Source organism: Rhodopirellula maiorica SM1, from assembly GCF_000346295.1.
GTDB lineage: Bacteria > Planctomycetota > Planctomycetia > Pirellulales > Pirellulaceae > Novipirellula > Novipirellula maiorica.
Window position 1 is genome coordinate 1 of the sequence record NZ_ANOG01000143.1, and the last position, 12,661, is coordinate 12,661.

Below are 12,661 nucleotides of genomic sequence, written 5' to 3' on the forward strand. Positions count from 1 at the left end.
CTGTGTGCCTTGTCACGCACCTTCGAAGCCTCCATGCGATCACCGGGTGAGTAATGGCTCACATTGTGGGCACTGGGTTTGAGATCAAGACTCTGCAGGAGGCTCTGGCCGGGCATGCGATAGCTCAACACGCGGGTGCTGTCCGTTTGCAACGCGGCAACGATCAGATCCTGCATGATCTCAATCTCAGCCTTCCCCTTCAGGCCCGGGTCGGGTTCGTCCAGCGGAGCGCCGGCCTTGGGTACATCGATCCAAGCTTCGTCTTTCTTGAGACGCGTCTCGATGTCGCGGATGCCCTGGAAGTATTCGTCGAGTTTGTCGGTGTCGGTTCTGGAGAGACCTCGCTGTACGCGTCTGGCCTGGGTCAGGACGGCGTCCAGGACGCTGCGGTTCTCTGCGATGGCGGCCTGACGTTGTTTCAGCGGCATGTCATCCGGCGAGAAGAGCTTGTGGAAAACCTGAACCGGATCGTCCTGGCCGGCAACGGGTTTGCCACGCCCGTCCCACGCCAGCGACAGCCCAGGGCCGTGTCCCTCCAGACTGGCGGCGTTGAGCTGTATCGAAGAGAAACGGGTGTCCTGGCCCAGATGCCCGGCGACGACCTGGTCGGCCGAGATGCTGTTGGCCATGTTCTGGCCCGGCACGCTGTAGCGATTTGCCCCCGTCAACCAGAACGTGCTTCCCCAGTGAGCTTCGTTGGTGTACTGGTTTGCACATCCCTGCACCACGGTGATATCCGACTTATGGCGAGCCAGAGGAGCGAGGCCTTCGGAAAGCTCGTAGTCGGCTCCCGTTTGATGGATGTCAGGAAACCAGGTCTCTTTGGTCACACCAAAGCCGATGCTGAGAAAGACGCAACGTTTGGCGGGGGTGGCGGGGGCGGCGGGAGCGGTAGAGGCTGCTGAAGCAAAGCGGCGAAAGCCTATAGATTCCAGCGTGGGCAGCGCGATCAGGGCTCCCGCTCCACGGAGGAAGTGACGGCGTTCCAGGTTGGTTTTCATCATTTGAACTTTGGTAAATCGGTCAAGAAAATATTTTATTTCACAAAGTGGACTGGCAGATTCGGTTGCCGGATCGTCGTGAGCTCAACATCATCAACGAAGCAGCCCCCCCAATTCGATGGGAGCCGCACGAGATCCGGTGCTCGCAGAAGCGACGATGATTGCAACCGTCCCTTCCGTTTCCAGAAGCCAGGATACGGCAATCGTTGCTGGCGTATCTCCTGGCGCGAGCCTGATCATCTTTTTGCTATATCTTACTCCATCCTAGTTAACCACATGAGGCCATTCTTTACCGATCGCCTTTGGCTCCGCGTTGGAGCCGGCCATAACAGCCGATGTAGCCAGAGTCGGGGACTGGATACTATGCTAGGACGGCAGCTTGCCGAGGCCAAATGGTGGGAACCTAATCCCGCAGGCCGCGTCTAAGCGGTTTTCGCAAAACCATGGAAAAGGGGTAGACGATGTTCCGTTGGCAGTATGCCACATTCTTGATGGCCGCATTGCTGATTAACAGTGCGGGAAATGTTGCGGTTCAGGCCCAGACGATCGACGCCTCCTTCCGGCTCGACACGGCCAAGGGAAGCATCGAGACGTATCACGAAACCGGCCCTGTTGCGATTCACGTGGCGAACAACGACCGGGTGATCGCTTGCGAATTCGCACCGAACCTGGCGAGGCGTGCAATGGCCGCTCGCATTACAGCGTTTGTCGTTTTTGATCTGACAAGCGGACGAGAGATCAGCCGACTGCCGTATTCGACAGACTTTGTCTCGCAGAAATCAGCCTGTTCGCCCGACGGACGCTACTTGGTGATCTGTGAAAGGGAATCGGCGAAACTCTTTGACCTGGATACGCAATCGTTGGTGCGGTCATGGCCGGTGAAGTATGGGCGGGCATTTCCGGTCATTGATCCGCAGGGAGCAACCTTGGCGTTATGTGGGGAACGTGAGATTTCGCTGTGGCAGCTACCAAGCGGAGAACCGGCCGGGCAGATTCCCGGCCACCCCACCAACATCATCACCGCTGCGTTTGACGACGAGGGGAAATACATTCTTTCGAGTTGCAGTGAGCTGACGCGACGTTGGGATTTGGAAAGCAAATCGCCAGTCACGCTTCCGGTGGAACATCCGATGATGCGGTATCTAGCGACCGACGTGCAAGGGGAGAAGGTTTACGGGACACATGAAGTCTATGTTGGTGAAGGAGGCGCGGCCAGTTTTGATCTGCAGTCGGGGCGACGAGGGTTGTTTCTGAAACATCACTATTCGATGGAGACCGATACCTACAACGACCGCTTATACACCATCAACAGCTATGGCGATGAGTCAATCGATGCGGTGCAAGTACGGCGGCTCTCGGATCCGGACGAAGTAAAATACCTGCCCTTCGGTCGGCAGGTGCGAGAAGCCCTCAGTCGCGAAAAAGTTGGTTTTGTTGACGACCTACGCTTGTCGCCGGACGGACGGTATTTAATAGTTCGGCTGGAATATGGCCGCCTGTCACAAATCTGGAAAGTCGATGATCAGTTCGAGAAAAAATTGACCGCATCAGACTCGGGACTTGAACGTCGGTATGTGCCTGACAAACCAAAGGTGGAAAAGAAGACCCGCGAAGAACTGTTCCTGGAAGAGATCAAAGGGATCACCTACAAGGTCAATGATTTGAAGAAACAAGGGGCTGTGAAACAGGCCGAGCAGGAGATCGAAGCGTTGCTGACCGCGGGACGACGTCGTTTGCAACGGGCACCAAAACGGCATCAGCTGCTGATTGGACAGTGCGGGCAAGCTTATCGAAACGGTCTAAGGCAACCCGAGAATGCACTTCCATTGTTTATCAAAGCGGCTGAGATGGCCGAAGCCGGCAATCGATTCGATTCGCGTTGGGAGTATCTGGTCGAGCAGATTTCTTGGACCTATAGCGAATTGGGTGATCAAGCCGCGGCAGCGAATGCACTTCGACGCGTCGTGGATCGAAACCGTGCCGATGGCAAGCCGGTTGACGTATCGAACTACACGAGACTCGCCGAACTGATATTTGATCGCGACGATCCAGAAGTCGCGTCGGAGGCGATCCAGTTGCTGATTCAGGCGTGGACACGCGTCAAAACCGAGGCAGGGACGTTGTCCTCGGGGGCACGCAGGATATATGATCAGGTCGCAAAGTTTGTAAAGCAGGCGGATCGCTGGGAGGTGCTCGAACCGATTCTGGTCGAGCAGCTGGCCGCCCACGAGCGTCACTTGGGCGCGAACCACCCCGACACCGCGCAAGCAGCACTGCAGCTTGCTCAGTTGTACGAGCGACTTGGCCGGCCGAGCGAAGCGCTCGCGCTGATGGATCGGAACCAACGGACGCTGCGTGATCACGTCGCCCGATTACTACCGCTGTTGTCCGAGCAGGAGCAGGGCGAGTTTTTGAAGGAACATTTTCGACCGTCGCTGCTTGCGGCGTTCGCGATGGCCGTGCGACTGCAGGAACATCCCGACGCGGCCACGATCTCGGCTGGCTGGATCTTGAATGCCAAAGGAGCGGCAACTCGGGTGTTGGCCGAACGAGCTCGGACTGTCGCGTCGACGCAGGATCCAGCGGTGCGGTCGATCGCGAGCGAATTGGCTGAGACGCGAAATCGTATTTCGTCGGTTAGCTTGGCGGCAATGCAAACGCCCGATATCGGCTTGAATAGGAAAAGCGAAGAACGCAGCGAACTTGAACAACTTCGCAAGCGTGAATCCGAACTTTCTTGGCAGCTTGGTCAGGCCGGTTGGACCGAATTGCGACAGGAACCGTGGACCGACCTTGACGATGTCCGGCAAAGAATTCCTGAGGATTCGGTCTTGATCGAGCTGACGGTGACCACTCCGCTCGGAAGACTTAAAAATCGCGTGACAGAGAACTTTGGTCGCGTGTCGCGGATCGGAATCGACGCGGGAGATCCCAAGGTGATTGCCTGGATCATTCCTCCGGCGGGTCAGGGCGAAGTACGAATGATCGTTCTCTGCCAACAATGGGAAACGTTGTCGCGTCCGTTAGCTCATTTTCACGAGATTTTGCGTGGACAGACAATCTCGAATAATCCTGAAGCAGAAATCGCAAGATGTCTGCAGGAGATGTCAACGTATTTGACGGAACCGCTGCCGGCAGAAGTGTGGGAGAAGAAGAAGTGGTTGATCTCGCCCGATCATCGGCTGTGGACCGCTCCCTGGGCTGCATTTCCAGGCAAGGAGCAAGGTTTCCTGGTCCAGAGCCATGAAGTGCGGTATTTGCTGAGCGGTCGTGATTTGTTACCCCTTGTATCACTGGCTTACCAGTCGCCGCCGATGATTGTAGCCGCTCCTGACTATGGAGCTGCCAATGACGATGGGAACGGTCAAGACAGTGGATCGGAATCCGGGCCGTTTGCGCCGCTTCCGGGAACCGCCGAGGAAGCTCGTAGCGTGCTGCCGTATCTGCGTGAGTTAGCAGGCGCCGAGCCCAAGGTTTACCTTGGCCCAAAGGCCGAAGAGGCTGTTGTTAAAGCAGCCAAGCGTCCTCAGGTGGCGGTGTTCAGTACGCACGGATTTTCTGAACCTCGTCTCAACCAGCATCCTCTGGCAACCTGTGGGTTGGCATTTCGAAACGCCAACACCGCGATCGAGGGAACGGGCGACGGCGTGCTGACAGGACTGGAAGTGTTGGCCGCCGACTACCGAGGCACGGAGTTGGTCGTGCTGAGTGCTTGTCAAACTGGATTGGGCACCGTCCAGGATGGCGAAGGAGTGGCCGGGCTGAGGCTTGCATTCCAGTTGGCCGGTGCACGCAACGTTGCTGCAACACTGTGGTCGATCCCTGACAAGATCACCGCAGAAATGATGAAGGAGTTCTTCAAGCACTACGCATCAGGTCAAGATGCATCGTCGGCGCTGCGTCTGGCCCAACTGGCAATCATCAAAAAGTTCACCGACGCCGGATATCGGCCTTCTCCACAGCTGTGGGCGGCCTTCACGATCGCGGGGCCGCCACCGGAAAAATACTTGCCGAACAAGTCGGCGGTTGAGGCGGCATTGACCGAGTCACATTCCAGCAGTGAGGTGCGCACTTGGCGAAGTGCCGATGGTAAGTATTCGGTGCAGGCTGAGTTCGTTTCGAGTGATGGCCAAACCGTTGTCCTGCGCCGTACTGACGGCACCGAGACACAAGTGCCTCTGGCGAAGCTACATGCCGAGGACCGACAAGCGATCGCATCGTTAAAGTCCAGAATGTAGCAACAGAGCGTTAAGATGTAAGCGTTGGTTTGCGCGAACGTTGCTTGCGTTTCCCCCGACCGGAAACGAAATTCCGAAGTGCCGACAAACAAACAGCTTACGTCAACACAGAATCAGAGACGCCGCGTCGGAGAGTCTCGGGATCGGAGAGGACGTGACTACAGCTCTTCTTTGATCTCAGTCATTAAACGAGTCACGTCCCTTTGAAATCGTAGCATGTTTGTGCTGAATCTTAGGTAGTCGGTGCCTGGCCGCTGCGTAAATCGCTCGATTGCCTTGATTTTCTGTGACAATGCATTGAAGTCACGAATGCTCAATTGAGAGAGGTAGGGACTGCTGCGGATCGCATTCAAATGTTTGTCCATGTCCTGTTGCAGCAAAGCGATGGTGTCTTGGATGCTCTTGCTTTGCAATGCGGATCGAAGAAGACGCGCCGGTTCGGCCGGAATCAGTTCGAGTAAATCATCGGCCGCACGAGTTGCCCTCAGTCGCGCGGCCTGTTGCCGCATTTCTTCTGGGGCGTTCACATTCGCCTCCAGCAATCGTATTCCCGCAAGTGTGGCAAGTCGCTTGAACACCACACGGTTTTCATGCAACTGAGCACGTTGTCCCGCCTCTTTCGCGGTCATTCCGCGCACGTTGTCGAGTGCCTTGGCTAAATCCTGTGCAGGGATGCCAAACGCGATGCCGTCCTGAGTTTGCTGCCTTGATTTGTCCTCAAACGAGTCATCAAGCCGAGCGAGTCCGTCGTGAATCAACTTTTCTCCTTCGTCGGTCGCTTTCATGGCGATGACTCCAACGACCTGGTCCAGTTCATTCAAAATCGGGCCGCCACTGGAACCGGAATCAATGGATGCATCGACCTGCAAAAAATCGAAGCCGTTCACACGTACCGTTGACCGTGTGGTTCCCTTCACCACCGCGTTTCTCAGCGTGACCCCGCCACCCATTGCTGGGTTGCCCCGCAACTGAACCGACTCGCCCTGTGGCACATAACCGTCGTACGCAACCGCCAAAGGGACTCGTTTGGTTTCAACAGAAAGAATTGCAAGGTCTCGATCGACATCCTCAAACAGGACACCGTGAACATTGGCGAAATCGCTTTCCTCTGGGAAGAAGATCTTCAGGTCGTCTGCGGGCGCATCCTCGATGACATGATGATTCGTCACCAATAAATTGGGTGCTGCAAGAAACCCACTTCCATGCCCAAGCGGATGTTCGATCAAAGCGACCGAATCAGCCGGTGACGGTTTGCCGCTAGGCTTGTACCGGCGGAGTTCGGACTCGCGAATCGGTCGGTATTGCATCTGGGAGATGCGGTAACTGCCGAGTACGGTCTCGATAAAAAGTCGATCGCTGGGGATTTTGAAATTGGGATGTAGTGTCAGTCGGGATGGATCACCGGTCCACTCGATAATCGTTTTACCGTCGCACGTGACACGCAAATGACTGTGGTGAACGGTACAAACGATTTCGGAATCACGTCCCGTCCTTAATACAGGCTTGCGGTAAAACGTCGAATTCGCGGGTTCGTTCTTTTCATCGATCCAGGCTAATCCTGATCTCTTCGACTTGCCGTAATCAAAGATGGCAAGCACTTGATGCCGACTTCCGACCGCAAGACCGATGTTAAGCGATCCCGTGTCCATCTGCCGCTGCGCGACAAGTCTGAGTTGATAGGAACCTGAAACGGAATGGGGGATCAATATTCTTGCTCGCGACGAACGTGACGACACAATTGCGTTTGCGTCACGTTCCCACTTTCCTGTTTGCGTGTCATTGGCAGGGTCGATCATCGCCAGCAAGTCGACTTGTTCTCCTAAGACGTCCGGCACAATGCCTGGTCTGGATGTCTCGGACTGTTGACGTTCGAGTAGCCATTCTTGGACGTAATCGCGGTCCGGATTACTGAGCTTGCGGATTGAAAGTGTGATGACGCTGCGATCCGCTTTTTTCAACGTCACTGCTGAATCGTTCGCTTCGACCAATTCCGCTTGTGTTTCAAATCTGCCGTCGCTGGTTGTCCACGTGCGAAGTTCCGCTGCGGAACCGGGCAGTTGAACAAGAGTCGTAAACATCAGGAAAAGGAGGGCACGGAGTTGGAAAATCGTCATTCGTCAACTCGAGGGGCTAAAAGAAGTCGCTATAAGGGAAGACTGAATATCTACCCAGATGATACTCGATGACCACGGCTCCATCTGAAGAAGCCTTTTCGGACACGCCAAGGGCCGCTGCACACGCTTCGGAGGTAGTGGACGACGTTACGAGTCCCTGCGAGTTAATGGCATGACGGGCCCCGTAGCCTCGTTCACTGCGGTGCATGACTGGACTCGTTGCCTCGTCCACTACGGTGCTTGACGGGACACCTGGATGGGCGTGGTGAGAAACGGTTCGAGACATTGCCAGGGAATGAGGTAGCGGACTGAGAATTTTCGGGGAAATCGTATTCGATTCCGTGGCTGCCCTTGTTAGGTTACCGACGGTACCGTATTATGCGACTGACGGTAACTTACTTGAGGATTCGGGATGACTTGGGAACGAGCACGCAAGCCAGAACAGAAGGCGGTTCGACGCGACGCCATACTCACGGCGGCACGCGAGCTGTTTTCGGAACTTGATTACGAAGAAATCAGCCTGAACGGGATCGCTCGCGAAGCGGGATTCAGTAAGCCGAACGTCTATCGCTACTTCTCCACACGCGAAGAGATCTTCCTGGTGATCTTCGAGGAAGAACAGGGAAAGTTTGTCGATGCTCTGATCGCACGATTGAATCGAATTCGAGCGAAGGACCCCGCTAATGCGATCGCGAAGGGATGGGTGGAAGTGGCGCTGAAGCACCGTGTGTGGCTCGACTTGCTTCCCCAATTATCGACTTCGCTGGAGAAGAATTCGTCGGTCCAACAGCTCGTCGACTTCAAAAAAGCCGGATACGAACGTTTCGCAGAACTGATCGAAACGCTTCATCGAGTCTGCCCAACGATCAACCAAACCGCTTGGGGCTCCGTGATTCAATGCGGCTATGCGTTGATGGCCGGACTGTGGTCGCATGCCAATCCGGGGGCCAACGTGGTGGAAGCTTTGCAGCACCCGGACGTTGACCGGCCACTCTGCGATTTTGCCGGAACCCTGCAATCAGGATTGTCCGCGTTGATTCGAGGATCAGAAATTCAACCACACGAGCGATAAGTCAACCGAACCTCAGGATGCTGGCAGCCGCCTAGCCACTACACAATAGGGAGTTAGCACAATGGCCAAGACAAACCCATTTGGACCGAAAGGTTGGACGCCCGAGCGACTCGGTTCGCTTACTGGCAAGACCTATCTCATCACTGGCGCCAATAGCGGCGCGGGGTTTGAGGCGTCGCGGGTGTTTTTGTCCAAGGGCGCAAAAGTGGTGATGCTGAACCGCAACGCGGATAAGTCGACCGCCGCCATCGCGAGCCTGAAGGAAGAATTTGGCAGTGACGCGGATGTTACTTTCGTGCGTATGGATCTAGGGGCGTTGAACTCCGTCCGCGAAGCGTCGGAGGAAATCTTGGAAAAGGTCCCCCACATTGACGCATTGATCTGCAACGCAGCCATCGCGCAGGTGGCGAAACAGCAGATCACCGTCGACGGCTTCGAAAGCCAGCTGGGCGTAAACCATTTTGGCCATTTCCTGCTGTGTGGATTGCTGTTTGACCGAGTCGAAGCGTCCGCCGGGCGGATCGTGGTCGTCGGTAGCAACGCGTACAAGATGGGGCTGAAGAAGATTCAGTTTGAGGACCTGAACTTTGACGCGAACTACACCGCCTGGAACTCCTACGCTCAAAGCAAACTGGCTCAGATGATGTTCGCCTACGAGTTGCAGCGCCGAGTGGAGGCAGCGGGCAAGAACGTGACGGTTCAGGTTTGCCATCCCGGCGCGTCACGCACGAATTTGTTGCAGGAAACCGCCAGCACGTTGAACAAGATTGCCTGGGCGATCCTTTCTCGGTTCATCGCACAATCGGCCGAGCGAGGCTCCTGGCCCGAAGTGATGTGCGCCGCGGAACCAGAAGTGGATTCGGTCAAACTCTACGGCCCCACGAAACGAGGCCAAATGGTCGGGCCCGTAGGAGAGTGCCCACTGGACGACTGCGCGCTGGATCGGGAAGCGGCAGCAAAACTCTGGACGCTATCTGAGCAGAAAACGTCCTTGGCCTGGTCGCCGTAGGGCGATCGACAGGCCCCAGGGTGCGAAACGCAACCTCGGGAACAATGACCGCAACAACAACGCGTTCCCCAACGAGGTTCAACAATGCGAATGGTGGTTCGCCCCCGTTGGGGTCGGTGGTGTGAGGTGCTATCAGGACCCAGGGTGCGCTTCGCGACCCTGGGCTTTGATGTTGAACGCCTTTGGCGTCGGTGGGCGGATTGTTCGATCCTCTATTGACCGCAACGCGGTCGGACAACACAGCCCGAGATCGCGAAGCGCAACCTCGGGGACAAAGACCGCAACAACAACGCGAACCCCAGCGGGGTTGAACAATGCTTTGATGTTGAACGCCTTTGGCGTTGGTGGGCGGATTTCGCGATTCTCTATTGATCACATCGCAAAGAACGCCCCTCCCATGTCCGTGGTCTGAACAGGGAACCCGGCCTATGTGACTATTCCGGATCGAGCCACTGTTGGATCGCCAACAGCGCTGCGTCGGGCGTTCGGCGGGCGAGTGGAAAACCGCCATAGAACGCTTGCATGCGTGCGCCCGCAGCAAACATCTCTTCCAGTTCCCGCCGGCACTGATCCGCGTCATCGACGTAAACCCGATCGCCAAGGCGAAAATAAGACTCGACAACTCCGAAACGGACTTCCTGCTCACCGTTGGCCTTGCGGATTTGTTGGATCAGTTCGGGCAAGTTGAAACGGGCTCCGCCACGATTGTCCATCGTGAATCCGGCGGTTGAGTATCGATTCACCGCAGTCCAAATCGGCGGACGCGTTGTACTGGCGGGCTTCACGGTCGCTAGGGCGACGATATGCGTATAGACACGCCCCGGTGCGATTCCGCGGTCGTGACACGATTTGGCCAGCGTTTCCATGTAATCGTGAATCGACTGATAACAAAGTTGGCGAAACTTTGCTTCACGCGAAATCCCTTCATTCTTCGCAGCCTGGAGCAGGCGTTGTTCGTTCCAACCGCGCCAATGCAATGACGCGTAGCCAAGCTGTTTGCCAATGAACGCGCGGTCCATTTCGATGCCTCTGGCGGATCGCGGGGCCTCCGCTCGCACCACGCCGCTTTCGCGATTGATCAACCGAAGCATGGCCGGATCACCAAAGTCAGGCAGATGGACCTCCCATCCGATATTGATTCCGGCAAACAAATGTTCCCGCCCTTGACTCCGCCATTGTTTAAGCCGAGCGACCAATGGCGAAAGCACGCCCTCGTCAAGTTGTGAGCAGGCGAAGGCAGCAAAAGTCGGTGATCCAGTTGCGGGGACAGCAGGTGCGGGTGAACACCACGGCCCCCAGTTGAACCACGGACGCGGAATACGATCGGGCAGCTTTCCCGCTTCTGGGAAACGATCCCACTCTCGCATTTCGGGGTGCAGCCAGAACCGCGTTGGTGGTCCGTCCTCTGAATTCGCCACGTCTTCGGCGCCCCATCCGTAACACGAATCGACATGCAAAAAGACGGGGATGCCGGTCCGCTCGGCAAGATCCAATACCTGCTCGACATCTTGTCGGACGACATCCGAGGACCGCGAGAGAATACGAAGTTGCTGAACTCCATAGGCAACCATGCGACGCGAAGAGGCGAGCATCGATCCGAATCGGCGTGCCATCGAGTGCATGTTGGCGCTGACATCGCGACCTGGCCCCTGGTCCGGCCCACCACCCTCCAAAACGATGTATTGTATCTCGTCGCCTTGAATCGCAGCGGGCATCGCTTCAGCCGCGGGCGAAACGGCACATGCCAACATCGCTGTACCGAAAGTCAGCACAGCTAGCGAGATTGCCTTCCCAGTACGCCAATGATGTTGTTGCATTTCAGGATGCTACAAAGTGCAGCTTGCCGGTGGAAGCCAGGACCGATCGAGATTTGCAGCGTCTCAGTGGCCGTTTCCTCGAGGCTTACGTCGTCGGGCTTTGAATCACTAGCCAACGACTCCATGGGCATCGATTCGCTAAGCACGGAGGATAATCGTGGCCCAAACGGCGTCGAGATCGTGGGACGAGCGAACTCGCACCGGCACTGGTCGGCTGCGGGGGGAGCGAAGCGTCAGCGTCATTCCGCGAGAGACAACGTCTTTCGGCGAGGTACAACTGCGGAAGCTTCTCCACAGCGATCGATCGCGCGGCTAGAATGCGGAATACGCCCCCGGAGACGCAATGAAGTCATTCACAACGCTGTATTTACATTTTATGCGAGACCGTGCCAGCCGCCGCAATTTGCGGGTGCTAGCTCAATTCTTCCTTTTTCTGGTCGCAATGATTCTCGTCTACAGCGTGATCTTTCATTACCTGATGGCGTGGGAAGGGCATCAATACAGTTGGATCACCGGCATCTATTGGACGCTGACCGTGATGTCGACCCTGGGGTTTGGCGACATCACGTTTCACACCGACCTTGGCCGGCTGTTTTCGATGCTGGTCTTGATGAGCGGAACGATGTTCATGCTGATCCTGCTGCCCTTTACCTTCATTCAATTTTTCTACGCCCCGTGGATACAAGCTCAGGAGGCCGCCCGTGCTCCGCGCGAGTTACCGGCAAACACCGAAGGCCACGTCATCTTGACTCATTACGGCCCCGTCGACGCCGCCTTGATTAAGCAATTGACCCAGTACAAATACCCGTACGTCGTATTGGTTCCGGAAGTCAACGAAGCATTGCGGCTTCATGATCTGGATTTACAAGTCGTCGTGGGCGAATTAGACGATCCCGAAACCTATCGGCGGTTGCGTACTGACAAGGCGGCGCTGGTCGCCACGGTGGGAACGGATGTCGTCAACACCAATGTCGCCTTCACCGCGCGTGAGGTCGCCGAAAAAGTTCCCATCGTCGCCACCGCGGCCGATGTCGCATCCGTTGACGTCCTTGAATTAGCGGGCTGCACCCGAGTCCTAGAACTCGCCGAGATGATGGGGCGATCGTTGGCTCGGCGTGTGATCGGTCGCGACGCCAAGACACATGTCATCGGACAATTCGATGAGCTGTTGATTGCCGAGGCGAGCGCGGCGGGCACGCCGCTGGTCGGTAGAACGCTCAAAGAGATCCGCTTGCGTGATCACGTCAGCCTGACCGTTTCGGGCGTTTGGGAACGCGGCCGGTATCAAAATGCGGGCCCCGACACCCTGATTACCGACAACACCGTCCTGGTGCTGGCGGGCACGCGCGAGCAATTCGATGAATACGACGCCCTGTTCTGTATCTATCGCACCAGCGACGTGCCGATCGT

Annotated in this window: 7 protein-coding genes; 4 read left to right on the forward strand and 3 right to left on the reverse strand. The window is 56.4% G+C overall.

What is annotated here, in order from left to right:
* On the reverse strand, positions 1-1,004 hold a 1,004-nt coding region (locus RMSM_RS04205; protein ID WP_008692038.1), incomplete at its 3' end, for a DUF1552 domain-containing protein.
* A 458-nt stretch (positions 1,005-1,462) separates the two neighbouring features.
* Between RMSM_RS04205 and RMSM_RS04210 the strand changes: the two genes are divergently transcribed.
* Positions 1,463-5,239 carry a CHAT domain-containing protein gene (locus RMSM_RS04210; RefSeq protein ID WP_008692041.1) on the forward strand — a complete coding sequence of 1,259 codons (3,777 nt, stop codon included), beginning with the start codon at positions 1,463-1,465 and terminating at the stop codon, positions 5,237-5,239.
* Positions 5,240-5,397: 158 nt separating this feature from the next.
* Here the strand turns inward: RMSM_RS04210 and RMSM_RS04215 are convergent, their stop codons facing one another.
* Positions 5,398-7,317, reverse strand: a complete 1,920-nt coding sequence (locus RMSM_RS04215; RefSeq protein ID WP_008692043.1) for a trypsin-like peptidase domain-containing protein — start codon at positions 7,315-7,317, stop codon at positions 5,398-5,400.
* Between the two features lie 448 nt (positions 7,318-7,765).
* Between RMSM_RS04215 and RMSM_RS04220 the strand changes: the two genes are divergently transcribed.
* The gene (locus RMSM_RS04220; protein WP_008692045.1) at positions 7,766-8,425 is read left to right on the forward strand and encodes a TetR/AcrR family transcriptional regulator; all 660 of its coding nucleotides are present in this window, start codon (positions 7,766-7,768) and stop codon (positions 8,423-8,425) included.
* A gap of 61 nt (positions 8,426-8,486) precedes the next feature.
* A complete protein-coding gene (locus RMSM_RS04225) occupies positions 8,487-9,434 on the forward strand; it encodes an SDR family oxidoreductase (protein ID WP_008692048.1) in 948 nt (315 codons plus the stop codon).
* 434 nt (positions 9,435-9,868) lie between these two features.
* On the opposite strand, the gene RMSM_RS04230 is transcribed toward RMSM_RS04225, so the two are convergent.
* Positions 9,869-11,251 carry a hypothetical protein gene (locus RMSM_RS04230; protein ID WP_144057365.1) on the reverse strand — a complete coding sequence of 461 codons (1,383 nt, stop codon included), beginning with the start codon at positions 11,249-11,251 and terminating at the stop codon, positions 9,869-9,871.
* Between the two features lie 343 nt (positions 11,252-11,594).
* Here RMSM_RS04230 and RMSM_RS04235 point away from each other — a divergent pair.
* The coding region (locus tag RMSM_RS04235; protein WP_008692053.1) for a potassium channel family protein at positions 11,595-12,661 on the forward strand (1,067 nt) is incomplete at its 3' end.